Raw genomic sequence first — 25,575 nt, 5'->3', positions numbered from 1 at the left:
ATTCGGGATTTGCAACCCGAAGAAACCTCACCTATATAGGGTATGTCCTTCGGGACTATGGACATAAACGCGCTCGTAATAAGCGGATCGGACCCGGGGGCGGTACCCGGCGGCTCCACCAACCATCCTTCGTTTGGGGATTTTGGGGCCGAAATAGGATCGACGAACGTCTAAAGGGGTTAGCTTTGTCTCGGCTGTCTGCCACCGTTATCGGCGAAACTAGTACAATTGCAAACGACAATCGTGCTCCGGTTGCAGTTGCTGCGTAAGCAGTAGCAAGACCGAAACTTAAGCCCTTGCGCCTAGCCGCGTAAGGCGGGGTTCGCAGGTACCTGGCAACAGAAACCTGCATTTCCTAAACACCTTATGTCTGAGTTTAATTCTTTTTCTGCAAAGATTTAGAGTTTCTTCATCCCTTTTGCTCATGGTCGTCCCAAACAGATAGGAGAGCCGGGATGACTCACACTGATATCCTGAAAGCATGGTATGCTGAGGTTTGGGAACAGGGAAATACCGACGCGATCGATCAGTATTTCGCACCGGATACAATGGCAGAAGGGTTGATCCCTGAAATGCAGGTCGGCGCGGATGACTTCCGCGATCTCGTTATGGCATTTCGGCATGTTCTGGGTGAGATTTCTGTCGAAATGCCCAAAATCATCGAAAACGGTAACTGGGTATCGGCGATCCTGCATGTCAAAACCTTCCGCGCCGACAATGGCGCACCGCTGGAGGTGACAGGCCAAGTCATGGCGCGCTTTAAAGGTGACAAGATGGTCGAAGCCTATAATCAGTTTGATTTTGTCTCGCTTTTCGAACAACTTGGTCAGTTTCCACAGGATACGCTGCCCGTTTGTATGACCGGCCAACGGTTGGATTGGGCCTAAGTCACCGCCGTACAATCTTGACCCTTTGGTTGCTTGCACGTTAGCAAGGGCCATGGGGTAAGATTGCGAACGCCCCGTGAGGCGCCAGCCCAAGTTTCGCATGTATCCGAGATTGCAAGGAAACATGCCATGGCATCGCCGAACTCTATTACCCCCAAGCAACTGTTGCGTCTGATCGGAACACCTCAAGCCCCGGTGCTTATCGATATCTGCGTAGACGAAGATTTTGAGGCCGACCCGTTTCTGATCCCCGGATCGGGCCGACATCCGGCTTCCGATATTGACGGCCTGATAACACGTGTTGGGAACCATCACAGCGTGATTATCTGCCAAAAGGGCAAGAAACTCAGCCAAGGTATCGTTTCGTGGCTGCGTAGCGAGGGTTGCAAAGCTGAGTATCTTGAAGGTGGCATATACGCCTGGCGGGAATTGCCGGGAAATCTGCGTATCCCAGCGGAATCTTTGCCGCCCTCAATAGATGGACATACTGTCTGGGTCACGCGGCACCGACCAAAGATAGATCGTATCGCCTGCCCCTGGCTGATCCGACGTTTTGTTGACCCGAAAGCAAGGTTTTTATTCGTCGCGCCCTCCGAAGTGGAAAGCGTCGCGGAAAAGTTCAACGCGACGCCGTTTGATGTTGAAAACACAGAATGGAGCCATCAAGGCGACCGCTGCACGTTCGACACCATACTCGACAAGCTATGCTTGCGATCGGATGCACTGGACCGGCTTTCGACTGTGGTTCGGGCGGCTGATACAAATCGCCACGACCTCGCACCTGAGGCCGCTGGCTTACTGGCGGTTTCGGTTGGTTTGTCCCGGCAATACCGAGACGATCACCAAAACCTTGAGGCGGGAATGCATCTTTACGATGCCTTATACCGTTGGGCCCGTGACGGGTTTGATGAAACCCATGATTGGCCAACGGACCAGAAGTCATGACGCCAACACACCGCGATCTGATACGCGTGTTCGGCAGGATCGGGCTGCTGTCCTTTGGTGGTCCAGCCGCGCAGATCTCGCTGATGCATCAGGAACTGGTCGAACGCCGGTCTTGGTTGGATGAACAAACCTATCTGCGCGCCTTATCGCTGTGCATGTTGCTTCCGGGCCCCGAAGCTATGCAGCTTGCCACCTATGCTGGATGGCGGTTGCGCGGGGTCATGGGTGGATTGATCGCTGGAACGCTGTTTGTGCTACCAGGAGCCCTAGTGATCGCGGTTTTTGTCACGCTTTATGCAGCCTTTGGCGATCTGCCACTGGTTCAGGCAGGGTTTCTCGGGATCAAGACCACCGTGATCGTTATCGTTCTGCAAGCCCTGCGAAACCTGTCGCGCAAGGCTTTGAATGACACCGAGCACCGCGTTCTCGCAGGCTTGGGTTTTCTGGGGATATTCCTGTTCAACATACCGTTTCCGCTGATTATTCTGGCAGCAGCTTGTTGGGGCTATGCCTCATTCAAAGGTGCTGCGTCGCAAGAACAAGCGGCACCTGCCCCAGCAATTGCCAATCCCTTTCGCACTGCAGCGATCTGGCTGACCCTGTGGTTAAGCCCACTGATCGCGCTGTCGCTCTCCGGGCAGCAATTGCTGAGCGATTTGGGTTGGTTCTTTGCTCGCTTGGCCGTTGTAACCTTTGGCGGGGCCTATGCTGTACTTGCCTACATGACCCAGACCGTCGTGGACCAATACAACTGGATCAGCACGGGTCAAATGATCGATGCGCTGGGACTTGCAGAGACCACCCCTGGCCCGCTGATCCTGGTTACCCAGTTTGTGGCGATGCTGACGGGGCAAATCAGCGGTGGGCTTTCGTTGGCACTCGCCGCAGGTGCGGTGGCGCTATGGGCAACATTTGTGCCCTGTTTTCTTTGGATTTTCCTAGCCGCCCCCTATCTGGACCGGCTTGCGACAAAGCCACGGCTGGCCGCAGCGCTGCATGGAATCACGGCCTCGGTCGTAGGCGTGATTCTGAACCTGTCACTATGGTTTGCCCTGAACGTCTTGTTTCATGGTATATCCCAGTTTCAATGGGGCCCACTTTCGCTTCCTGTTCCAGGTTTCGGATCACTGAATTTCACCGCGCTGTTGCTCACTTTTGTAGCTGGGGTGTTGATTCTTAGGGCAAATCTGGGAATGGCCACGGTGTTGACGCTGATGATGGTCGCGGGAATTTGCTTTCATCTGCTCTGATCAATCCGGCGATTCCTGCCCTTTCGTTTCCGGTTAAAACGCCTATGCTGGGGACGACCACTTTCGAGGATGCCCCATGTCGCAAGACATTGACTATGGAAACCTGATGCACACTGCCATGCGCGGTCTCATCAAAACCGTTTTGACCGACGTGTCGGAAACCGGGCTACCCGGTGCTCACCACTTTTTCATTACCTTTGACACCCGCGAACCGGGTGTGCAAATCGCGGAATGGCTGCATGAGCGCTATCCCGAAGAGATGACAATTGTCATGCAGCACTGGTTCGAAAACCTTGAGGTCGGGGATACCGGTTTTGCCATCACACTGAATTTCGGTGACGCGCCCGAACCGCTGTATATCCCTTACGCCGCGATCAAGACATTCGTTGATCCTTCGGTTGAATTTGGCCTACGGTTTGAAAGCCCCGAGGATGAGCTGGACGAGGATGAACTGGTCGAAGAGACGATCGAGGTTGAAGAACCCGAAGAACATCACGACGCGGATGTGGTCTCGCTGGACAGCTTCCGCAAATAATCCTCAAAACCCCGCCGCAACGCGGGGTTTATTGCTTTTTCAGGAAAGTTTCGACCGATCGCGACTTTTCTCCATCGATAAAGCGCGAGAATGACAGGTTCAGCCCGCCTTCGGCCAATGTCCGGTCATATTGTTGCAATTCGTACCCACCGGATTCGTCGATAAACAGCGAAAACACGGTCAGAGTATCACCTTCGATCCGGCCCCAGACGAAAGGTTCACCCTGCATCGGGTCAAGTGGCACCTCATGGCCAAATACATTGCGTTTCATCGCAGCTGAGAACACATCGGGCCGGTCTGAGGTTTGGAAATCAATCGAGAATTTCTGCTCTTTCACCCGTCCATCGGCCTTGTAGGTGATGGTTTTCCAGCTGACATTGAACCCGTTTTTAGTGTCGTGGATGGAAACGCTCATATCCCGGGGGGTTGATGTACCATCCGCATCCACCACATTCGCCGATCCGATATAGTCCCCGACAAAGGGCTCGATGTTGGCGGCATGGGCAGCAATGCTCAGCAGCCCAAGCCATAGCGTTGCAACCAAAACCGCCGCCATGGATTTCAAGGGCACAAACCGTTGGGTACCGGGCATCTCGTCCTCCTCAACCGAAGCCTGTTTATTCTAGCTAAGCATGATCGCTGCACAATGCCACAATCCCTTGTTGCAAGAACAAAATGACGCAGTCCGGCGCTATACCTTTGGCAGCCATCGGTCTAAGGTGCGCGCAACTGGCCGATTGCGCCATAAGCATATGGCAGCTAAACGGCATACGACTGCATACCAGACGGAGTACCCGATGTCTCAGACCCGCACCGAAACTGACAGCTTTGGCCCGCTAGAGGTTCCTGCCGATAAATATTGGGGCGCGCAGACGCAGCGCTCGATCATGAACTTCCCCATCGGGTGGGAGAAACAGCCGGTGGCCATCGTGCGTGCGCTGGGCGTGATCAAAAAAGCCTGTGCGATGGAAAACAAAGCGACCGGCAAACTGGATGCCAGGATCGCCGATGCGATCATTCAGGCCGCAGGTGAGGTGATTGAAGGCAAGTTTGACGACAACTTCCCTTTGGTCGTCTGGCAGACCGGCTCGGGCACGCAGTCCAACATGAACTCGAATGAGGTCATCGCCAACCGAGCCATCGAGATTTTGGGCGGCGTTATCGGCTCGAAAGACCCGGTTCACCCGAACGATCACTGCAACATGGGCCAGTCGTCGAACGACACATTCCCCACCGCCATGCATATCGCCACGGCCATGAGCGTACGCGATGTGCTGCTGCCGGGTCTTGAGAAGCTGGCTTCGGGCCTGGAACAGAAGGCCACGGAATTCAAAGACATCATCAAGATCGGACGGACGCATACGCAAGACGCGACGCCTTTGACGCTAGGTCAGGAATTTGGCGGTTACGCCCATCAGATCCGTCAGGGAATCGCCCGCGTTCATGCCGCGATGCCGGGGATTTATGAACTGGCGCAGGGCGGTACGGCGGTTGGCACCGGGCTGAATACGCAAAACGGCTGGGGCGAAGCCGTTGCCGGCCACATGGCCGAGATCACCAGCCTGCCCTTTGTGACAGCGCCCAACAAGTTCGAGGCGCTGGCCGCCCATGATGCCATGGTCTTCATGTCCGGCGCTTTGGCGACGATTGCGGGCAGCTGCTACAAGATCGCCAATGACATTCGCTTCCTCGGCTCTGGCCCCCGATCCGGTCTAGGCGAGTTGATCCTGCCTGAAAATGAGCCCGGCTCGTCGATCATGCCGGGCAAGGTAAACCCGACACAAGCCGAAGCACTGACACAGGTCGCAGCCCATGTGATGGGCAACAACGCCGCCATGACATTTGCGGGATCTCAGGGTCATTTCGAGCTGAACGTCTACAACCCGATGATGTCCTATAACCTGCTGCAGTCGATCCAACTGCTGGGCGATGCCGCCGACAGCTTTACCGAGCGTATGCTGCTGGGCATCAAGGCCAACGAGCCGCGGATCGACAAGCTGATGAAGGAATCGCTGATGCTGGTGACCGCATTGGCGCCGACCATCGGCTATGACAACGCCACCAAGGTTGCGAAAACCGCGCATAAGAACGGCACCACCCTCAAGGAAGAAGCCATCGCGCTGGGCTTTGTGGACGAGGCAACCTTTGATGCGGTTGTCCGGCCCGAGCAAATGATCGGTCCGAAAGACTGATGGGCAAGCCGGTCAATCTGAACCGGTATCGAAAGGAAAAAGCGCGGGCCGAGAAAAAGGCCCGCGCGGACCAGAACTCTGTCTCCTTTGGGCGGAGCAAAGCCGAGAAAGACGTCTTGAAACTGCGGCAAGACAAGCAGAAACGCGACCTCGACAATCACGAGTTGGATGAATGAGCGGTCGGCCTGTCAAACGCTCTCTGACCCTCAAAGGACATCGGACATCGGTGTCTTTGGAAGATGAATTCTGGCGAGCCTTTCGCGATATCGCACTTGAAAAAGATCAACCAATCAACGCCTTGGCCGCCGAGATTGATGTTGACCGGGATCCAGAAACGGGTCTTGCCTCGGCCATTCGTGTTTTCATCCTGAATTGGTACCGCAATAAGCTTTGATCCTTGCCAGCCGCGCCCTACTAGGTGTAGCGTTGAGATGGAACAAAAAGGGTACATTCATGAGCAAGACATTGATCGGGCCAGACGGGAAAGCCAGGTGCACATGGTGCATGTCCGCGCCAGAATATCTGGACTATCACGACAATGAATGGGGTTACCCGGTCGCCGATGACCAACGGTTGTTCGAAAAGATCTGCCTCGAAAGCTTTCAGTCCGGTCTCAGCTGGTTGACGATCCTGCGCAAGCGCGAGAATTTTCGCGCAGCCTTTTGTGGCTTTGATTTCAACAAGATGGCCGCGTTTTCTGATGCGGATGTCGAACGTCTGCTGCAGGACACCGGCATCATCCGTCATCGCGGCAAAATTGAGGCTGTCATCAACAACGCGCGTCGGGCGCAGGAGCTGGTCGCCTCTGAAGGCTCCTTTGCGGCCTATGTCTGGCGGTTCGAGCCAGAAACCCCTCCGCCGCCGCAAACCGCCTCAACATCAGCGGAATCCATCGCCATGTCGAAGGATTTGAAGAAACGCGGGTGGAAGTTCGTGGGTCCAACCACCGTCTTCGCTTTTATGCAGGCGATGGGGCTAGTTAACGATCACGCAGAAGGTTGTGCCTTCCGGGAAAAAGCGGCGCAGACGCGCCGCGATTTTGTCAAACCCGTCTGAGGCTTAGCAGGAAGCTTTGAAAATCCTGTCGATGTTCCCGCCCAGGGCTGCGTTGAATTCCGCATCAGTCTGTTGCTTAGACAGCCCTTCGGTCAACGCGCGCGAGAAGGACGCGATCATCTTGCTGTTTTGATCCAGCAGATCACAGGCCTGTTCGGTCGAGTAACCGCCAGACAGGGCGACAACACGTACGACACGCGGGTGATCCGCAACCGTATCATACTGACCCGCAGCGCTGGGTATCGTCAGTTTCAGCATCACATCCTGGCCTTCGCCCAGCTGGTCCAAGTTCTTGATGATCTCTGTCTTCAGAATGTCTTCGGCCTCGGCCTTGGTTTCGGAATGGATGTTCACCTCGGGCTCGATGATGGGAACCATTCCGGCGGCCAGAACTTCGCGTGCTACGTCGAATTGCTGAGCAACCACAGCTGCGATACCTTCGGCATTTGCTTCGTGAATGACCGAGCGTTCCTTGGTCCCGAACACACCTTCAGCCTTGCCTAGAGTTTCTGCCAGACCGGGAATTGGCTTCATCAACTGAACACCATTTGCCTGATCTTCCAAACCTTTATCGATTTTTAGAAACGGCACGATGCCTTTGACCGACCACAAGTAGTCAGCCACTTTGCGGCCTTCGATCTGCTCACCCAGCGTGCGTTCAAACAGGATCGCACCAATCACTTTGTCCTTGGTGAAATCATCCGCCAGAATGATCCGCGCACGCATCTTCTGGATCTCGCCGAACATTTCGGCGTCCGATCCGTAGTCCGAGGCTTCCACGCCATAAAGCGCCAGCGCCTTTGGTGTCGACCCGCCGCTTTGATCCAGTGCTGCGATAAACCCTGCGCCACCTGTCATTTGTGCGCGCTGTTCTGCTTTGGACATAATGCATTCCCGTTCAAAACTGATTCCGTTGTCCTTCGAATACAGTACGGCGTGAGGGGATGGTAGTTTGTTAGCGCTCAACCATACGCAACCAGATGCCATCCTTTGATCTGACGGTCAGATGTGCGACGGGAACAGGTGTTTTGCTGGGGATTGTTTCGAATTTGTAGGCGCGTAGCAGCATGGACAGGATCAGCGGCCCTTCAACCATCGCAAAGCCGGCACCTGTGCAAACGCGGGCGCCGGATGAGAACGGAATGTAAGCCTCTCGCTGACAGGTCTTGCCATTCTCTGTGCTCCAGCGGGCGGGGTCGAACGCATCCGGATTGTCCCATAACCTCTCCTGCCGGTGCAGATGCCAGGGGCTGATGACGATTTGTGAGCCTTTACGGACCTCGCGGTTTCGGAACTGTTCGGGGCACGTAGTCTGCCGCACCATCATCGGGACGGGTGGATAAAGGCGCAGCGCCTCGCGGAAGACATCCCTGCTGATCTTGAGGCGTGACATCGCCGCGAATGTGTGATCGTCCAGCGCCTGTGCCTCGGATGCAACCTTGTTCTGCCACTCGGGATAAAGCGCCATCAGGTATAACGTCCACGCCAGGGCAGAGGCGCTGGTTTCATGCCCTGCCAGAAAGAATATGGCCACCTGATCGACCATCTCATCTGTGCTGAACCGCTTACCCGTATAGGGATCAGGCGTGGTCATGATCTTCGTGGCCAGATCATCTGGTGCCCGGCCCTGTTCGATCGCGTTCGCCCGTTCGGCTGTCAGCCGACCAATCAGTGAGCGAATATCCTGTGCACTTCGGCGGGTGTTCCTGGAATGAAACCGGGGCAACCAGTGTGGCAAAGGCACAAAAGCGGCCAGGTTCAACAAAGGCTGCGCCCGCTGATAGGCGCGGAATTTCTGAAAGACTTCAGTGGCGATTTCGTTCTCGATTGGCACAGAAAACAACGTGCGAAAAATCACATCGGCTGCGGCGTGGCTGGTGATTTCTTCACATTCGATCTGCTGGCCTGTTTTGTCGCGCAGTCTTTCTACGCAGGCCTCGGCAGCCTCTCGCATGGCTGGAAACGTGTCTTTCAGACGACCGCCCTCGAAGGCCGGATCAATAATGCGCCGCTGCCGTTTCCAGGTCTCGCCGTTGGTCAGGAATACTGAGTTACCCAACAACGGCCGCAGCCCTTCGCTGATCCGACTGGATTTTGGAAAATCATCTGGTCTTTTCTTAAGGACTGTATCAATCAGATCAGGCTGGTTGATCATGTAGGATCGAAAGAACGGCGTACGAAACTCAGCCATCCAGGCGCGATAAAGGCGCTGAGGCTGCGCTGATAGCAAATCCTGCCGAAACAGTTTCAGGTAACGCCACAGCGAAACGCGATCCGGGCGGGATTTTGGCTTGGGCGGCGTCATGAGCTAACGTTTCTGTACTTGGAAACCGGGGTTTCGATCCGCGTTTTAGACGGTTGCCGCCCCGCAAATCGCGCACCCAGCGACTGTGGCCCAGCGGTGATGCGGAAATAGTCATAGGTGCCAGGTTGATCAAAAGCACAGAGATATTGGAAATGCAGCCTGAAAAACCTCCAACGCAGCGCGTGCCAGCGCTCAGGTGAAAGCGTTTGTGTAAAGGCTGCCGACAGGACCAAAGGCCAGATCTTATTCGGCCCGGCAACGCCGCTGACCGCGACCGGATCACAAAGCGCAAAGGAACACCCATCACCGGGGGCCGAGACATCCACCCATGTCACCGTGTCTTGCGTCGAAAGAAACCGCAGATCACCCCGCAATTTCGCTGCATCAGGTAGGAAAGAAACCATCGGGACCACCTGCCCCAGGCTCAGGAATGATAACGCTGGACCATGCGACGCTTCCTTTCGGCCACGGATAACATCGGACAATACCGACACGCCAAGATGCGCCCCGGAACTGTGGCCAACGACAAGAACCTCATCCACATCGTCTTTCAAGGATGCGCGGATCAGCCCCGCAAACTCATCCAGACGACTTTGTAGTTCCGTTGGCGTTTCCCCATTCGACCGCGCGGAATAGGCGTAGTCATGCATCAGGTAGTAAGCAAACAAGCGGTTGTCGATCTGGCGGAACCAGCGCAGCAGCGCATAGGCCAAGGCGAGCGCGGGCAACAGCGCCCAAACGCCAATCCAAATCCCCAGTAATGCCGTTACTCCGGCCACAACACCCAATGCGGCAAACAGTTGTAACAGCAGCATCCCGACAGGATAAAGCGCTGCTATCACTGGCCCTTTTCTCAGCTTACGAAGACGTCGCAGCGTTCCGGTTGAGATATAAATCCAGGCCGTGCGGGCAAGCTGTAGGTAGGTCCCCAGGATCGACCCGGACATGCTGTCGCGCACGATGTCAGACCAGACCAGAACCACGATGTCCGTTTGCACCTCAACCCCATCCTGAGTTGAGGTGACATGCCAGCCAAACGGCCCCTCACCCGATTTCGGTGCAATAGAGATGTCATATCCTGAAATCGCAGCCTGTTGGTGGGATTCGGTCCGATACAGCTCACGATAGCGCCTGGCAGGAATCGGGTCGTAGCCGGGGATGTAGAACACCCGCCGCCTGCGCACCTGTGGCTGTTTTGTCTGACTGCTCATGACCTTACCTTCTGCTGCGCAGCTTAACGCAGCATTGCGGCCAAGGTAAGATGGATCAGCCCAGTACCGCCAGCGCCGGGAAAGTTTCCAGCAGCCACCAGCTGAATTCGGTGAACAGACCGGTGATCAACATGATGCCAACAAACAGCAACAGCCCGCCCATCACCTTTTCAATCGTGCCCATATAGGGTTTGATCTTGTTCATCACATGCATCGAGCGGTTCAGGAACATCGCTGCCAGCAGAAATGGAATGCCCAAACCTGCCGCATATACGCCCAGAAGAAGCGTGCCGCGTGCGACCGAGGCCTCAGATGCGGCCAGTGACAGGATCGCGCCAAGCTGCGGTCCAATGCAAGGTGTCCACCCGAAGGCAAAGGCGAGACCCAGAATGTAGGCCCCAAATACGGACCCTCCGGAATCACCAGTTTCGACTCGCGCCTCACGATCCAAGAGCGGGATACGGAACACGTTCAGGAAATGTAGCCCAAAGATGATCACCACCGCGCCGGAAGCTTTGGCAAAAAGCTCCTGATTCTTCAGAACAAACGCCCCAAAGGCCGATGCAGTGAACCCAAGCAGCAAGAAGACGGTCGACAGACCCAGCACAAAAAACAGCGCAGACAGCGTCGCCTTGCGTCGGGCCCGCGCCTCATCCTGCATCTCGTTGATGGTCACACCGCTCATATAGGCCAGATAGGGTGGCACAATCGGCAAAACGCAGGGTGAGAGAAAGCTGATCAACCCGCCGATCATGGCGATGAACATGGCAGGCAGAAGTCCCGCGTCGATGATATCTATTCCGAACATAGACCTGCACATATGGTATGAAAGCGGCTTCGTCACGGGGCCATTCGGTCACAACCTCGTGGTTGCGCGCTGGACACCATGGCAAAGTGGAAATATCTGACCCTTATGTCAAATCCAACCGAGACCCTTGATGCGCTTGGGCTGCTTTGCCCCCTGCCTGTGCTGAAAGCACGGAAACGGCTGAAATCCATGCCCGGCGGAGCGGTGCTGCGCGTATTGGCCGATGACCCGGCCGCAATCATCGATGTTCCGCATTTCTGTACTGAGTCTGGTCACAAACTGGTCTCGCAAGGCGAAGAGAACGGGCATCAGGTCTATCTGATCCAGAAACAAGGCTGATCGCGCCCCGAAGAGGTAACGAAAAAGGCGAGCACCAGGCCCGCCTTTTCGTATTTCGTTTAGCTGCCCAGCGACCACCAACCGCGCCGCTTGGGCTTAGCAGGTTCGCTTGGTTGCTCTGGCTCTTCTGCCACCGTTTCCAGAACGGGTTCGGCCTGAACCTCTTCGGCAACGGGTTCTGCAACCTCTTCCACCGCTGCCGGTTCTTCAGCGGCTACTTCGGGTTCAGCCTGTTCCGGTTCGGGCTCTGCCGGTGCAGGTGTTTCCTCGACTGCTACCTCAGCTACATCGGGCTCTGTCGCAGGCTCTGACGGTTCAACCGACGCTTCCTCAGCCGCTTGCACTTCAGGGTCTTGCTGAACCTCGGCATCCGCCACCTCAACCTCTGCCGCAACGGGTTCGTCGTCTTTTTTCTTGCGACGCGGCGACCGGCGGCGTTTCGGCTTGGCGGTTTTTTCCTCTTCGCCTGTGGCCTCTGGGTCTTCCTGAACGCTTTCTGCTGGGATGTCTTCCGGCGTTACCTCTTCGGGCGTTGCCTCGGACGCGTCAGTCTCGCCATCCTGTTGCTCGGCAGAATTTCCACCCTTCTTGCGGCGACGGCGGCGGCGTTTGCGCTTGGGCTTGACCTCTTCTTCGACCTGAACGGTTTCGTCCTCGACCTCGTCCCCATCGGTCTCGTCAACCATATCCATCAGCGACGCATCAACAGATACGACCGGGGCTGTCGCCTCGGGCACAATCCGGCTGGCCGTCTTGAATTTCTCCATCGAGAAATCCGGGCTGACCAGATGCAAATCCCCTTCAACGCGGACCGAAAGACCATAGCGGGCCTCGATCTGAGCGATATGCTCGCGCTTCTGGTTCATCAGGAAGTTGGCAATGCCAACCGGGCAACGCACCAGAACCTCGCGCGAGCGGCGACGGGTGCCTTCCTCTTCGATCTGACGCAGAATCGAAAGCGCCATATTGTCATCCGAGCGGATCAGACCGGTGCCATGACAATGCGGGCACGGCTGCGTGGTCGCCTCCAGCATGCCGGGGCGCAGACGCTGGCGCGACATCTCCAGCAGTCCAAAACCCGAAATACGGCCCACTTGAATGCGCGCACGGTCGGTTTTCAGCTTGTCTTTCAGGCGCTTCTCGACAGCCGAGTTATTCTTGCGCTCGTCCATATCGATGAAATCGATCACAATCAGACCGGCAAGGTCGCGCAAACGCAACTGGCGTGCCACTTCCTCGGCAGCCTCAAGGTTGGTTTTCAGCGCCGTTTCCTCGATCGAGCCTTCCTTGGTCGCCCGGCCTGAGTTCACATCGACCGCTACCAGCGCTTCGGTCACGCCGATCACGATGTAGCCACCGGATTTCAGCTGAACGGTCGGGTTGAACATCCCCGCCAGATAGCTTTCCACCTGATAGCGCGCGAACAGAGGCAGCGCGTCCTCATACCGTTTCACGTTCTTGGCGTGCGACGGCATGATCATCTTCATGAAGTCCTTGGCGATGCGATACCCACCCTCGCCTTCGACCAGAACCTCATCAATGTCACGGTTATACAGATCTCGGATCGACCGTTTGATCAGATCGCCTTCTTCATAGATTTTCGCAGGCGCGATGGATTTGAGCGTCAGCTCGCGGATCTGCTCCCAGAGACGCTGCAAATACTCATAGTCGCGCTTGATCTCGGATTTTGTACGCTTGGCTCCTGCGGTCCGGATGATCAATCCAGCGCCTGTTGGTACATCAATCTCAGCAGCGATTTCCTTCAGTTTCTTACGATCAGGTGCGTTGGTGATCTTACGGCTAATGCCGCCGCCACGGGCTGTGTTCGGCATCAGAACACAATAGCGCCCTGCCAGAGACAGGTAGGTGGTCAGAGCCGCGCCTTTGTTGCCGCGTTCTTCCTTCACGACCTGTACCAGCAGAACCTGACGGACTTTGATGACTTCCTGAATTTTGTACCGGCGCGGGCGGGGCTTACGCGGCGGGCGAATATCTTCGCTGTCATCCTCGTCAGCCACAGATTCGATGGATGCGTCTTTTTCAGCCGCGTCCGTCAGTGCTTCACCCTCTTCACCTTCATCGGTATCAGAGTCAGGTTTCGCCTCTTCGATCTCGTTGGAAGGCTCCACCTGTTCAGGTTCCACGGTCTCTTCAACCACAGCTTCTGCTTCGGCCTCAGATGCTTCTTCCGGCGCAGTGTCTTCCACGCCCTCTTGCGCTACCTCCTCGGCAACCGCATCATCGGAGGTCTCAACCTCATCAACCGGTTCTTCGACGGGTTTTTCGGCGACACGATCCGCCGGCGAGGTTCCTTCCTCAACCGCCAGGTCCGCTTCTTCACCCTCTTCCAGGTCGATGGTTTCCATGCCGGTCGGTTCGTTCGACACTTCAATCGACTCAACCGCATCATCGGATTTCACATCCGCCGCTTTGGCGCGCGAGCGGCGGCGCTTTTTCGGCTTGACCTCTTCCGCCTCATCCCGCGCCTTCATGGCCTCAGCATAGGCGCGCTCTTCCTCCATCAGCGCCTCACGGTCAGCGACGGGGATCTGGTAGTAGTCAGGATGAATCTCGGAAAACGCCAGGAATCCATGCCGGTTCCCGCCATAATCCACAAAGGCCGCCTGCAGTGACGGCTCGACCCGGGTTACTTTTGCAAGATAGATGTTGCCAGCAAGCTGGCGCTTGTTTTCGGATTCAAAATCGAACTCCTCGACCTTGTTTCCGTCGACCACCACGACGCGGGTTTCCTCCGCGTGGGTGGCATCGATAAGCATTTTCTTAGCCATGTGTCCTTGGTGCACCGCGCCAAACGCGTTGTCCTGACCCGTCCAGGCGGACAGGCGCATTTGGGAAGGTGTCTTGTCAGGGCGATATCAGACGGCGCGCGGCAGGGTCTGGCGCTCTGGCCCCCTGCCCGGTTTCTCAAACGTTGCGCGCGCGTCATCGCGGTTCTTCTCCGACAGGCGCGGCTCACCGCTGCCTGCCCATTTATTCCTTTCGCCCGACGCATCGGGCTCAGGCACTCCACTGCCCCGGGGAAAGGGGCACAATCGGTCTGCTTTGCGATGAAAACCAACGTTCACCTTCGGCAAAACAGCGAAACTCAAAAAATCGGGACTTAAAGACACGAAAAAGGTCCGGCCCGTCCGGACACAATAAAAGCAGTCCTGTGGAAAACACAATGGGCAAACTGCATCCCGCACACAAACGCTGTGCAGGATCTCTTCATCTGGCTACAAATACCTGGAGGGTGAATTGGGCAGTAAGGCTCAAGAGGGGGCTGACCCCCCTCCCCTTGCTCACAAATAATCCGACCGTTGAAGCCCGTACTTCGCCATTTTCTCGTTCAGCGTCCGGCGTGGCAGACATAGCTCTTCCATTACCGACGCGATCGACCCCTTGTGGCGGCGCATGGTGTTGTCGATCAGCATCCGCTCGAACGCTTCGACATATTCCTTCAAAGGCTTACCTTCGGTGGTCATCACCGGCTGCATTTCCTCGTGATCCGACATCAGCAATGACGCAATCGTGCCCGACCCACGCCGCGATTGCAGCACGGCGCGTTCGGCGATGTTGATCAATTGACGTACATTGCCCGGCCACGGGGCCTGCAACAATTGTGCGGCTTCCTGCGCACTGACCTGCGGTGCCTCGCAGCCGTATTCCTCGGCAAACTGCTCGCTCAGGCGCGTGAACAGCGTTAGAATATCTTCGCCCCGCTGCCGCAGTGGCGGCATGGTGATACGCAAGGCCGCCAGCCGATAGAACAGATCAGGCCGCAGCACATCTTCCGAGGTCTTACCGGCCTCCTGGAGGTTCGAAATGGCAACGATCCGCGTTTCTGCCGGGGTGCCCTGTTCGTTCATCACGCTCAGCAGGCGCGCCTGCAGCGTGTCGCTCAGCGCTTCGACGTCTTCCAGAACCAGTGTTCCACCGCGCGCCTCTTCAATCGCGGGCAGTTGCGCGTCCTCGGGCATCATCGGCCCGAACAGGCGTTTGGACAAAGCCTCTTCTTCCAGCGCCGCGCAGGAGACCAGAACGAATTTCTTGCCCGCCCGGCTGCCCACCGCGTGCAGAGCGTGCGCAACAAGGGTCTTACCCGTCCCGGTTTCACCGTCGATTAGCACATGGCCATCGGCTTGACCAAGATCCAGAATATCTTCGCGCAAACGCTCCATCACAGGGCTGGCGCCGATCAGCTTATTCATGATCTGCGTACCACCCGATAGCTCTTGGCGCAGGGCTCGGTTGTCCAAGGTCAGACGGCGGGCATTGCTGGCCCGCTTAGCCAATTCCGACATGCGGTCCGGGTTAAAGGGTTTCTCAAGGAAATCGAACGCGCCAACGCGCATCGCCTCAACCGCCATCGGGACATCCCCATGGCCAGTGATCATGATGACCGGTAGAGTGCTGTCTGCCCCCATCAGCTTCTTCAGCAATTGAATGCCGTCCATGCCGGGCATCTTGATGTCCGAGATCACAATACCCGGATACTCTGGCCCCAGAACCTTCAGCGCATCCTCAGCGCTGGCAAAGGTTTCGGTGTCATACCCTGACAATGCCAGCCATTGGCTGATCGACTGGCGCATGTCCTGTTCATCATCAACAATGGCGATCTTCATGGCTTGGGCCATAGTCTTCCCTTTTATTCTGCGGCCTCAAGGCCGTCGCTGCCCAAGATGGGCAATTGCATTTCAAACACCGCGCCGCCGTGCTGGCCGTTGCGCGCAGTCAGCCGTCCGCCATGGTCGTTCACGATCCCGGACGAGATGGCAAGCCCCAGCCCGACGCCATCGCCAGGCTGCTTGGTAGTATAGAACGGCTCGAACAGATTCTCGATGTCATCGATCCCATAGCCATTGTCGCGCACGGTCAGCACCGCCATATCTCCCGCCGCCAGGATGATCTCCACATCCGGCTCTGCCACCGATTTGGTGGCGTCCAGAGCATTGCGCAACAGGTTGACCATGACCTGTTCGATCCGCATCCGATCTCCGTTCACCAGCACGGGCTCCTCGGGCAGAATCTGAGTGATCTTAACATGTCTTTGCCGCAACTGCGGCTCCATCATCGACAGCGACGAGGCCAGCGCCTCCCCTAGATTTACGGGCGAAAACGCATCCGCCCCCTTGCGTGCATAGGATTTTAGTTGCCGGGTAATCGCGCCCATCCGCTCGATCAGACCGTCGATGCGGCCAAAGCTGGCCAATGCCTCCTCGGGCCGGTTTCGGCGCAACAGCAGCCGCGCACCCGCCAGATAGGTTTTCATTGCAGCCAGCGGTTGATTCAACTCGTGACTCACCGCTGCTGACATCTCTCCCAATGCCGCCAATTTCGAGCTTTGGGCAAGCGTCTGTTCGGCCAAATCCAGCGTCTTTTCAACCCGTTCCCGCTCAGCAATTTCCCGCTGTAGCCTTGTGTTCAATGCGCGAAGCTCTGCCGACTCGCGCTGAAAAAGCGTCATCCGCAAGGTGGCCCGACGGCTGAGCGCATAGAAGGCAAGCGCCAGAAGAATCGCAAATCCCATAATCTCGAGCGCCAAAACGCTGTTCACCCGCTCGCGCACCGACTCGAATGTGGTGAAGGATGTCATCTGCCAGCCGCGAAACGGAATGCGTTTTTCCATCCGCATCACCGCCTCACCCTGAAGATAGGCATCCGGTGGCAGCGCGGTCCAATCCGTGGTCACGCGGATCGCGCGTTGAATGGCGCTGAGCGGTGGTTGGCGCAGCATCGCCGCCTCTTCATCCAACCCGCGCCATTGTGGTTCGGTCGACAGGATGATGTTGCCAGCGCTGTCAGTGACCAGCACCGCATGTGCAATCCGCGCCCAGGCAGTTTCGAACTTCTGCAGATCGACCTCGACCACGATCACGCCGAGTATGTCCGAGTTGCCCTGGATACGGCGTGAATAGACAAAACTATAGCCACCGGCCTCACGCGGGATGACCGAGAAAATCGTCGAATTTGACCGTATCGCATCAACGAAATAAGGCGCGTTGCGATGTGCCTCGCCCAAACGGTTGCGATCAGTGGCGGCAACTGACCGCCCATCACTGTCAAGCAGCATCAGCGACGCAGCGCCAATCTCTTCCACAAATGAAATCAGGCGCTGGGTCGACAGCGTATAGTCGCTGGAGCGCAGGGCGGAAATCAGCGTCGGATCGCGTGCCAACAATTGCGGCACAATGGCATTGCGGCGTAGCTCACTGACTAGGTTGCCCGAGTCGAGTGTCAGCCTGAGCTCGGCCCGATTTCGCGTATCTTGGGTAAAACGATCCGTCAGCAAACGGTTCGTTGTCCAGACCGTTACAACCGTGGCGGCCAATAGGACAAAAACGGCCAGTCGCAATCGCCAACCAAGCGGCGCGCCGCGAAAGGGTCGTAGAAGTTTGGACCAGCCAGTGCGAACCTCTGTACTCATCCCCAGAAGGTACGCGCGCTATGATCTGACCTCAAGTCACGCTGGCGACAGGACGCCCGACAATGCGCGGAACAATGCCGTACCGTCGGTGCCACCATGCCCCTGATCCGCGGCCCGTTCCGGATGCGGCATCATGCCGAGAACGCGGCGATTTTCCGACAGGATGCCCGCGATATCCCCGACCGAGCCATTCGGATTCTCGGTATAGGTGAACGCGACGCGGTCCTGGTCCCGCAGCGTGGACAATGTATCGTCATCGGCGAAATAGTTGCCGTCATGATGGGCAATCGGGATTCCGATCACGTCACCTGCGTTGTAGCCTTCGGTGAACGGGCTGCTGCTGGTTTCAACTTTCAGGCCCACGGTCTTGCAGATGTATTTCAGGCCCGCATTTCGCAGCAATGCGCCCGGCAGAATTCCGGTTTCGGTCAGGATCTGGAAGCCGTTACAGACCCCCATTGCATACCCGCCGCGTTTGGTGTGATCGACCACCGCCTGACAGATCGGCGACTGGGCCGCGATGGCTCCACAGCGCAGATAGTCGCCATAGGAGAATCCGCCCGGAACACCGACGATATCAACGCCGTCAGGCAGCGTCGCATCCTTGTGCCAGACCATATCGACCTGAAAACCGGCTTGCTTGAAAGCCACAGCAAGATCCCGGTCGCAATTCGATCCGGGAAAGACGATAACGGCAGCGCGCATGGCAAACCCTCCTTATGAGCCTGGATCAGACCAGTTCGATCTCGTAACGCTCGATGACCGTATTAGCCAACAGCTTTTCACACATCTCGGTCACATCCGCCTCGGTCGCGCCGTCTGCAAGCTCCAGATCGATCACCTTGCCCTGCCGAACGCCTTCGACCTGATCAAAGCCCATGGCGCCTAGTGCGTGCCGCACCGCCTCGCCCTGGGGGTCAAGCACCCCATTCTTGAGCATCACATGCACCCGTGCTTTCATTTTCGCAACTCCACCTGGGGGCCGCAGGTCGGCCCTATTCCGTTGCGCGGGGGATAGCGTGGTTGGGTGCGTTGAACAACCCTGTATGATCCGCAGTTTGCCGCAGGTGGTGCCCTAGCCGTCACCCTTGGACAATGCAGGATAATGCGCATCAATCGCATGGAATGTGCCGGTCAAAACCATCTCGACCGCAACGGCCATTAACAATATCGCCATGATACGGGTCACAACGTTGATCATCGTCTCGCCTACAAGGCGCGAGATTTGGTCTGCGAACAACAATCCCAACCCGACAATTGCACAGGCAATCAATATGGCAGCACCCAGCGTCAGGATTTCCTTACCGTCAGACAGCTGATGCGAAAACACAATGGTAATTGCAATCGTGCCGGGTCCGATGGTCAAAGGGATCGCCAGCGGAACAACAGCAAAGTTCAGCTTTCTTTGATGTCCGTCCGCTACGGCGGCCTGATCGCCAGGGGTGCGATCCTCGGCCTTCAGCATCGACATACCTATTCCGAAAATGATGATACCGCCCGCGATCCGGAAAGACGGGACATCTATTCCAAAAATCCCAAGGATTCTTTCGCCTGTCAGCACGGCGGCCAACGCGATTATCGTGACAGAAATCGCAACAACAATCGCAACATGACGCCGTTCCGCTGCAGAACAGTTCTTGGTCATGCTCAGAAAGATCGGAATGTTATAGAGCGGGTTAAAAATTGCCAGCACAGCGGCCAGGAACTTCAGGAAAACTGCCTGATCGAACAATTCCGTCATGCGTTAGATCACCCCGATCGCAAGCTATTTGGCTGCTTGCATCCAAACATGATCAGGAACGCATAAGCTGTCAAACGTTCTGAAACAGAAAAAGCGCCGCTAAGGATAAGCGGCGCCTTCATGGAATTCAGACCAATATCGCTTAGTTGATCAGCGTCGGCTTGGTCACATTGCTTTGGGGAAGAACGCCCAGACGACGCGCGACCTCGGAATAGGCATCTGTCAGATTGCCCAGATCGCGGCGGAAGACGTCTTTGTCCAGTTTCTGGCCTGTTTCAATATCCCACAGGCGGCAGCTGTCGGGGCTGATCTCATCGGCGACGATCAATCGTTGATAGTCACCATCAAAGACGCGGCCGATCTCGATCTTGAAGTCGATCAGTCGAATGCCAACGGCCATCATGACACCGCTCATGAAATCGTTCACGCGGAGGGCAAGGCTAAGGATATCTTCCATATCCTGCTGGCTGGCCCAGCCAAAGGCGGCGATATGTTCCTCGGTGACCAAAGGATCACCCAGAGCATCGTCTTTGTAGCAATATTCGACAATCGGGCGCGGCAGCTGCGTGCCTTCGGCGATGCCAAGACGCTTCGACATGGTCCCGGCAGCATAGTTGCGCACGATGATTTCCAGCGGCACAATTTCGCAATTGCGCACCAGCTGTTCCCGCATATTCAGGCGACGGATGAAATGGGTCGGCACACCGATCTGGTTCAGACCATTCATGAAGAATTCAGACAGGCGGTTATTCAGAACGCCCTTACCGTCGATCACGTCCTTCTTCTCCGCGTTGAACGCGGTGGCGTCATCCTTGAAATACTGCACGATTGTCCCCGGTTCAGGACCTTCATACAGAATCTTGGCTTTGCCTTCGTAGATTTTCTTGCGACGCGCCATAAGCGACCTTTCCAGTCTGAGCAGTGGGAATGAGTCCCGCCGGTTGGCGCCCTCATAGTCCATGCCCCCCTTCCCCGCAAGTTTGCAAGGCAGCGAGACTTTGACACAGCGCAAATCCCTTGCACCCGTGCTGCCGTATGGTCATATCATCAACAGAGTAATCGCAACCCAAGAGGTCCCTGTCTCATGACCACCTTTGACGAACGTGAAAATGCGTTTGAAACGAAATTTGCGCATGACGAAAAAATGCAGTTCATCGCCCGTATGCGCCGCAACCGGTTCATGGCTGTCTGGGCCTCGACCCTGAAAGGCGAAACCGTAGAACAGGCGCGCAAATACGGTCAGGAGCTGGTTCAAACCGACCTGAAGCACGTCAACGAAGATGACGTCGTCAATGCGGTCAAAGGCTACTTGGGCGATCTTGCCGATGAAGCCAAAATTCGCGCAAAGATGGCGGAACTTCTGGTCGAAGCCAAAGAACAAGTGGTGGCCGAGGCCGACATCTAAGTCTCTTTGCAGCACCGCTCATGATGTTCATGAGTATTATGAATTTGATTCGACGCCCCGGTCATGTGACACGGGGCGCCTGTTATTCATAATGGCGCTTTGCGCCAATTTTCGGGCTTCTCTCATGACAAATGCGCTCACCGACCTTCTAAACACCGCCGACATAATTCTGGCCGATGGTGCAACGGGGACCAACCTGTTCAACATGGGTCTGCAATCGGGTGATGCGCCCGAGCTTTGGAACGTGGATTCACCTGAAAAAATCAAGGCTTTGTATCAGGGCTGGGTCGATGCTGGCAGCGATCTGTTCCTGACCAACACATTCGGCGGAACAGCGGCGCGTTTGAAACTGCATGATGCGCAGAACCGCGTGACCGAGTTGAACCGGATCGGGGCCGAGCTTGGCCGCGAAGTGGCCGATGCGTCCGGGCGCACCGTTATTGTGGCCGGTTCTGTCGGACCAACGGGCGAGATCATGGAACCGGTCGGCAGCCTGTCGCACAGCGACGCGGTCGAGATGTTTCACGAGCAGGCCGCCGCATTGAAAGAAGGCGGCGCAGATGTCCTGTGGGTCGAAACCATAAGCGCCCCAGAAGAATTTCGCGCGGCGGCCGAGGCCTTTGCACTGGCCGACATGCCATGGTGCGGCACCATGAGCTTTGACACTGCAGGTCGCACGATGATGGGCGTAACCTCCGCCGATCTGGCGCAGCTGGTTGAAACTTTTGAGAACCCGCCACTGGCCTTTGGGGCCAATTGCGGCACCGGCTCATCGGATATTATGCGCACCGTTCTGGGATTTGTAGCGCAGGGCACTCAGCGCCCGCTGGTGTCCAAAGGGAATGCAGGCATCCCGAAATATGTAGATGGCAGCATCAAGTATGACGGAACGCCTGATCTGATGGCCCAGTACGCCGTCATGGCGCGGGATGCGGGCGCAAAGATCATCGGCGGTTGCTGTGGCACAATGCCTGCCCATGTCGCGAAAATGCGCGAGGCGTTGGATACGACCCCAAGGGCCGAACGCCCGACGCTGGATCAGATCACCGATGCGTTGGGGCCATTTTCGTCGGCCTCGGACGGTACTGGAGAGGAAGCGGCCCCGGAACGGCGCACGCGTCGGCGCCGCCGGGCCTGATTGCGCTCAGCGCCCCTCGAACTTGGCGGGGCGCTTCTCCAGAAAGGCCACCACACCTTCGGCAAAGTCACGCGAGCGCCCGCATTCACCTTGCAAGCTCGCCTCGGTCTTGAGCTGCTGGGTCAGCGTGTTTTCATATGTACCGCGCAGGGCCGTTTTTATGGCCGCGAAGCCAGCCGTTGGGCCATTCGCCAAATACTCGGCGCGCTTGCGCCAATGCGCGGCGAAATCATCATCGGCGACCGCTTCCCAGATCAGGCCCCAGTCATCGGCCTGACGGGCACTGATCTTTTCGGCAAAAAGCGCTGCGCCCATGGCCTTGGCCAAACCCATCTGGCGCGGCATGAACCAGGTGCCACCAGCATCAGGCAACAGGCCGATCCGGGCAAAGGCCTGCAGGAAGTATGCGCTTTCACTTGCGATCACCACATCGGCGCATAAGGCAAGGTTTGCCCCTGCCCCCGCAGCCGCGCCGTTTACTGCTGCAATGGTTGGCACCGGGCAATCGTGGATCGCTTCGAGCATCGGTTCATATTCGTCGCGCAAGGACCGCTCCAGGTCGATTTTTCCGGTTGATGAGGCGTCGCCAAGATCCTGACCCGAGCAAAAAGCCGGTCCAGCCCCTGTCAGCACCACGCAGCGCGCATTGCGAGCAGCCTCTTTCATCGCATGGGTGATCTCTGCCCGCATCTGAGTGGTCAGTGCGTTCATTTTGTCCGGGCGGTTGAATGTCAGAACGGCCAGACCGTCAGTGATATCCAACAGGATCGTTTCGTAATTCATGTAAAGCCTCCCCTCGCGCCAGGTTTTGCGAACCCTGACCTATTCGAACAACAAGGGAAAGTGGAACCGAACGTCAGCCGTCGAGAATCTTGCGCAGCCGCTCTTTTTCTTCATCGCTGAGCGTATCATCAGCCTCAACTGCTTGAGCCCTTGACCGATTGCGGACAAACGCCCATCCCATGCCCGCTGCAGCCAACAACATGAACGGCCCTGCAAGCCACAGCACTAGGTTGGCGCCTGAAATTTGCGGCCTAAGAAGCACGTATTCACCATATCGGTCGACGATAAAGGCCATCGCTTCTTCGTCAGTATCTCCGGCAACCAGACGCTCGCGGACCAAAAGACGCAGATCGCGAGCCAGATCCGCGTTGCTTTCATCAATGCTTTCGTTCCGGCAGACCAGACACCGCAATTCGGCGCTCAGATCACGTGCCCGCTGTTCAAGAACCGGATCATCAAGAACTTCATCGGGCTGGACAGTATATGCCGGGGCAGCCCACAGAATTAGGATCAGTATCAGGCGTTTCATTCCGCAGGCACCCCGGACGCAGGCGTCTTACGTGCGCCAGCAGCCACCCGAAAGCGCCGATCGCACAGGCTGAAAACGCCACCCAACGCCATCAAGATACATCCTGCCCAAATCCAGTTGGCGAAAGGTTTGATATAGGTCCGCACCACCCAACCCCCATCGGCCTGTTGGTCCCCGATCACCACATAGAGGTCTCGCCAAATGCGATAGTCAATCGCGGCTTCGGTCGTGGGCATACGTGCAACCGGATAATCCCGCTTTTCAGGATGCAGCATTCCCAAGGACCGACCGTTTGTCTCGACCGAGATATCGGCCATGGTCGAGAAATAGTTCGGCCCTTGAACACGCCGCACATCTTCCAGCGTCAGGGTGAACTGTCCAACTTCAAAAGGTGCTCCGGGCTGGGCAACACGGATGTCTTCAACCTCCCACGCGGTCAGGCCAGCAATCGCAAAGATCGTGACACCCAAACCGGTATGGGCAATCGCCTTACCCCAATCCGCACCGGGCAGGCGGAACAAGCGCCTGAGGCTGCCCTCTCGGCCCGTGCGGCTCCAAAGATCGATGATTGCGCCGCAGGTGATCCAGACCCCAAGAAACAACCCCACAGGCCCCAGCGCGCTGCGGCCTGTCTGCATGGCCCAAACCAGCAGCGCCAAAGCCAGCGCCAGCAGGAACGCATAGCGCAAAGACCATGCGGTTTTTCCAAGTCTGCCGCGCTTCCAAGGGAGCAATGCACCGATTGGCAGAACTAGCCCCAGCAGCACCATGAAGGGAGTGAAGGCAAAGTTGAAAAACGGCGGCCCGACCGAGAGCGTCCGGTCAAACATCATCTCGGCGACCATTGGCCACATCGTTCCCACGAAGACCACGAAACAGCTGACCGCCAGCAGGACATTGTTTACCACCAGCGCGCTTTCGCGGCTGACGACGCCAAAAACACCCTTGGCCTCCATCGTCTGGGCGCGGGCCGCGAACAGGGTCAGCGCACCGCCGGTGAAAAAGACCAGAATCATCAGAATGAACACACCCCGCTCCGGGTCGGTGGCAAAGGCGTGGACCGATGTCAGAAGCCCCGAGCGGACAATGAATGTTCCAATCAGCGAGAATCCGAAGGCGATGATCGCCAGAAGAATGGTCCAGCTTTTCAACGCCTCACGTTTTTCAACAACGATGGCCGAATGCAACAATGCTGCCGCCAGCAACCAGGGCATGAACGAGGCGTTTTCAACCGGGTCCCAGAACCAGAACCCGCCCCAGCCAAGCTCGTAATAGGCCCACCAGGACCCAAGTGCGATACCAATCGTCAGAAACACCCAGGCCGCCAGTGTCCACGGCCGAACCCACCGACCCCAGGCCGCATCAACCCGACCTTCGATCAGTGCTGCAACGGCAAAACTGAACGACATGCTCAGGCCCACATATCCCAGATACAGAAACGGCGGGTGAAACGCCAAGCCGGGGTCCTGCAGCAGCGGGTTTAGATCACGCCCATCAAATGGCGCAATTGCCAGCCGATCAAATGGGTTCGATGTAAACAGAATAAACGCAAAAAACGCTACGGCGACGGCCGATTGAACCGCCAGAACACGCGCTTTCAAGGTAGGTGGTAGCCCGCCGCCAAACAGCGCCGCCATGGCCCCGAACAAGGTCACGATCAGAACCCATAACAGCATAGATCCTTCGTGGTTGCCCCAGGTTCCGCTGATCTTATAGATCATCGGTTTCGCCGAATGACTGTTCTCCACCACGATCCGAAGCGAGAAGTCCGAGGTTGTGAATGCCCAGACCAGCGCCCCAAAGGAAAACGCCGTCAGCAGAAATTGAGAGATCGCCGCAGGTTCGGCAAAGACCATCCATCCGGTCCAGCGTTTCGCGGCCCCGATCAGGGGGACCACGCTTTGAACGATGGCAATCATAAAGGCGAGGATGAGGGTGAAGTGACCAAGCTCTGTAATCATGCCTCAGGATATATCGCTCAGCTACGTGCTGCGCCAATCACTTTCGCCCAATTCTTCCGAACA

Annotated in this window: 26 protein-coding genes and 1 other RNA gene; 12 read left to right on the top strand and 15 right to left on the bottom strand. The window is 56.8% G+C overall.

Features of this window, described 5'->3' with window-relative positions; genetic code table 11:
- Positions 1-5 precede the first annotated feature (5 nt).
- From ssrA to ABLN87_RS03010, 5 genes are all read left to right on the top strand, one after another.
- Positions 6-353, top strand: a transfer-messenger RNA (tmRNA) gene (gene ssrA / locus ABLN87_RS03030).
- Positions 354-455: 102 nt separating this feature from the next.
- Positions 456-887 carry an ester cyclase gene (locus ABLN87_RS03025; RefSeq protein ID WP_353007448.1) on the top strand — a complete coding sequence of 144 codons (432 nt, stop codon included), beginning with the start codon at positions 456-458 and terminating at the stop codon, positions 885-887.
- A 129-nt stretch (positions 888-1,016) separates the two neighbouring features.
- Positions 1,017-1,832: a sulfurtransferase/chromate resistance protein gene (locus ABLN87_RS03020; protein ID WP_353007445.1), complete on the top strand. Its 816-nt coding sequence runs from the start codon at positions 1,017-1,019 to the stop codon at positions 1,830-1,832.
- Positions 1,829-3,082, top strand: a complete 1,254-nt coding sequence (gene chrA / locus ABLN87_RS03015; protein ID WP_353007442.1) for a chromate efflux transporter — start codon at positions 1,829-1,831, stop codon at positions 3,080-3,082. The genes ABLN87_RS03020 and chrA overlap by 4 nt, the downstream gene beginning before the upstream one ends.
- A 76-nt stretch (positions 3,083-3,158) precedes the next feature.
- The gene (locus ABLN87_RS03010) at positions 3,159-3,617 is read left to right on the top strand and encodes an SspB family protein (protein WP_353007438.1); all 459 of its coding nucleotides are present in this window, start codon (positions 3,159-3,161) and stop codon (positions 3,615-3,617) included.
- A gap of 28 nt (positions 3,618-3,645) precedes the next feature.
- On the opposite strand, the gene ABLN87_RS03005 is transcribed toward ABLN87_RS03010, so the two are convergent.
- On the bottom strand, positions 3,646-4,209 hold the full coding sequence (locus tag ABLN87_RS03005; protein WP_353007435.1) for a hypothetical protein: 564 nt from the start codon (positions 4,207-4,209) through the stop codon (positions 3,646-3,648).
- A 205-nt stretch (positions 4,210-4,414) separates the two neighbouring features.
- On the opposite strand from ABLN87_RS03005, the gene fumC reads away from it, so the two are divergent.
- From fumC to ABLN87_RS02985, 4 genes are read left to right on the top strand one after another with little or no spacing between them, the layout of a single operon-like run.
- Positions 4,415-5,809: a class II fumarate hydratase gene (gene fumC / locus ABLN87_RS03000; protein ID WP_353007432.1), complete on the top strand. Its 1,395-nt coding sequence runs from the start codon at positions 4,415-4,417 to the stop codon at positions 5,807-5,809.
- Entirely contained in the window at positions 5,809-5,985 is a 177-nt protein-coding gene (locus ABLN87_RS02995) for a DUF4169 family protein (protein WP_353007429.1), read from the top strand. Before fumC ends, ABLN87_RS02995 begins: the two co-directional genes overlap by 1 nt.
- A complete protein-coding gene (locus ABLN87_RS02990; RefSeq protein WP_170536890.1) occupies positions 5,982-6,203 on the top strand; it encodes a ribbon-helix-helix domain-containing protein in 222 nt (73 codons plus the stop codon). The genes ABLN87_RS02995 and ABLN87_RS02990 overlap by 4 nt, the downstream gene beginning before the upstream one ends.
- Before the next feature lie 59 nt (positions 6,204-6,262).
- Positions 6,263-6,865: a DNA-3-methyladenine glycosylase I gene (locus ABLN87_RS02985; protein ID WP_353007426.1), complete on the top strand. Its 603-nt coding sequence runs from the start codon at positions 6,263-6,265 to the stop codon at positions 6,863-6,865.
- A 3-nt stretch (positions 6,866-6,868) separates the two neighbouring features.
- Here the strand turns inward: ABLN87_RS02985 and ABLN87_RS02980 are convergent, their stop codons facing one another.
- The 4 genes from ABLN87_RS02980 to ABLN87_RS02965 all read right to left on the bottom strand — a co-directional run bounded on the left by ABLN87_RS02980 (position 6,869) and on the right by ABLN87_RS02965 (position 11,189).
- Positions 6,869-7,750, bottom strand: coding sequence for a fructose bisphosphate aldolase (locus ABLN87_RS02980; protein ID WP_353007424.1), 882 nt, complete (start codon positions 7,748-7,750; stop codon positions 6,869-6,871).
- A 70-nt stretch (positions 7,751-7,820) separates the two neighbouring features.
- Complete coding sequence (locus tag ABLN87_RS02975) at positions 7,821-9,170, bottom strand: cytochrome P450 (RefSeq protein WP_353007421.1); 1,350 nt, start codon at positions 9,168-9,170, stop codon at positions 7,821-7,823.
- Positions 9,167-10,381, bottom strand: a complete 1,215-nt coding sequence (locus tag ABLN87_RS02970) for a hypothetical protein (protein WP_353007418.1) — start codon at positions 10,379-10,381, stop codon at positions 9,167-9,169. Before ABLN87_RS02970 ends, ABLN87_RS02975 begins: the two co-directional genes overlap by 4 nt.
- A gap of 55 nt (positions 10,382-10,436) precedes the next feature.
- The gene (locus ABLN87_RS02965; RefSeq protein ID WP_353007416.1) at positions 10,437-11,189 is read right to left on the bottom strand and encodes a cytochrome c biogenesis CcdA family protein; all 753 of its coding nucleotides are present in this window, start codon (positions 11,187-11,189) and stop codon (positions 10,437-10,439) included.
- A gap of 105 nt (positions 11,190-11,294) precedes the next feature.
- On the opposite strand from ABLN87_RS02965, the gene ABLN87_RS02960 reads away from it, so the two are divergent.
- Positions 11,295-11,528 (top strand): sulfurtransferase TusA family protein, encoded by a 234-nt coding sequence (locus tag ABLN87_RS02960; protein WP_353008374.1) that lies wholly within the window; start codon positions 11,295-11,297, stop codon positions 11,526-11,528.
- A gap of 59 nt (positions 11,529-11,587) precedes the next feature.
- Here ABLN87_RS02960 and ABLN87_RS02955 read toward each other — a convergent pair whose 3' ends face one another.
- The 7 genes from ABLN87_RS02955 to purC form a co-directional block, all read right to left on the bottom strand.
- On the bottom strand, positions 11,588-14,317 hold the full coding sequence (locus ABLN87_RS02955) for an Rne/Rng family ribonuclease (RefSeq protein WP_353008373.1): 2,730 nt from the start codon (positions 14,315-14,317) through the stop codon (positions 11,588-11,590).
- Positions 14,318-14,830: 513 nt separating this feature from the next.
- A complete protein-coding gene (locus ABLN87_RS02950; RefSeq protein WP_353007413.1) occupies positions 14,831-16,165 on the bottom strand; it encodes a sigma-54-dependent transcriptional regulator in 1,335 nt (444 codons plus the stop codon).
- 11 nt (positions 16,166-16,176) lie between these two features.
- Entirely contained in the window at positions 16,177-17,955 is a 1,779-nt protein-coding gene (locus ABLN87_RS02945) for a sensor histidine kinase (protein WP_353007410.1), read from the bottom strand.
- A 36-nt stretch (positions 17,956-17,991) separates the two neighbouring features.
- Positions 17,992-18,660, bottom strand: coding sequence for a phosphoribosylformylglycinamidine synthase subunit PurQ (purQ, locus tag ABLN87_RS02940; RefSeq protein ID WP_353007408.1), 669 nt, complete (start codon positions 18,658-18,660; stop codon positions 17,992-17,994).
- A 25-nt stretch (positions 18,661-18,685) separates the two neighbouring features.
- Positions 18,686-18,916, bottom strand: a complete 231-nt coding sequence (gene purS / locus ABLN87_RS02935; protein WP_117872765.1) for a phosphoribosylformylglycinamidine synthase subunit PurS — start codon at positions 18,914-18,916, stop codon at positions 18,686-18,688.
- A gap of 114 nt (positions 18,917-19,030) precedes the next feature.
- Complete coding sequence (locus ABLN87_RS02930) at positions 19,031-19,696, bottom strand: MarC family protein (RefSeq protein ID WP_353007406.1); 666 nt, start codon at positions 19,694-19,696, stop codon at positions 19,031-19,033.
- Positions 19,697-19,838: 142 nt separating this feature from the next.
- A complete protein-coding gene (gene purC / locus ABLN87_RS02925) occupies positions 19,839-20,594 on the bottom strand; it encodes a phosphoribosylaminoimidazolesuccinocarboxamide synthase (protein WP_353008372.1) in 756 nt (251 codons plus the stop codon).
- A 186-nt stretch (positions 20,595-20,780) separates the two neighbouring features.
- On the opposite strand from purC, the gene ABLN87_RS02920 reads away from it, so the two are divergent.
- Together ABLN87_RS02920 and bmt are read left to right on the top strand one after the other, a co-directional pair.
- Positions 20,781-21,101, top strand: a complete 321-nt coding sequence (locus ABLN87_RS02920) for a DUF1476 domain-containing protein (protein ID WP_353007404.1) — start codon at positions 20,781-20,783, stop codon at positions 21,099-21,101.
- A 124-nt stretch (positions 21,102-21,225) separates the two neighbouring features.
- Positions 21,226-22,239 carry a betaine--homocysteine S-methyltransferase gene (gene bmt / locus ABLN87_RS02915; RefSeq protein ID WP_353007402.1) on the top strand — a complete coding sequence of 338 codons (1,014 nt, stop codon included), beginning with the start codon at positions 21,226-21,228 and terminating at the stop codon, positions 22,237-22,239.
- 6 nt (positions 22,240-22,245) lie between these two features.
- On the opposite strand, the gene ABLN87_RS02910 is transcribed toward bmt, so the two are convergent.
- From ABLN87_RS02910 to ABLN87_RS02900, 3 genes are all read right to left on the bottom strand, one after another.
- On the bottom strand, positions 22,246-23,022 hold the full coding sequence (locus ABLN87_RS02910) for an enoyl-CoA hydratase-related protein (protein WP_353007399.1): 777 nt from the start codon (positions 23,020-23,022) through the stop codon (positions 22,246-22,248).
- Positions 23,023-23,095: 73 nt separating this feature from the next.
- Entirely contained in the window at positions 23,096-23,551 is a 456-nt protein-coding gene (locus tag ABLN87_RS02905) for a cytochrome c-type biogenesis protein (RefSeq protein ID WP_353007396.1), read from the bottom strand.
- On the bottom strand, positions 23,548-25,512 hold the full coding sequence (locus ABLN87_RS02900) for a heme lyase CcmF/NrfE family subunit (RefSeq protein WP_353007393.1): 1,965 nt from the start codon (positions 25,510-25,512) through the stop codon (positions 23,548-23,550). Before ABLN87_RS02900 ends, ABLN87_RS02905 begins: the two co-directional genes overlap by 4 nt.
- Between the last annotated feature and the right edge of the window lie 63 nt (positions 25,513-25,575).

It is taken from the genome of Ruegeria sp. SCP10 (assembly GCF_040329495.1).
In the GTDB taxonomy this organism is placed as follows: Bacteria; Pseudomonadota; Alphaproteobacteria; order Rhodobacterales; family Rhodobacteraceae; genus Ruegeria.
Note: the sequence above shows the minus strand (reverse complement) of the source record. Positions and strands in the feature narration are given on the sequence as shown.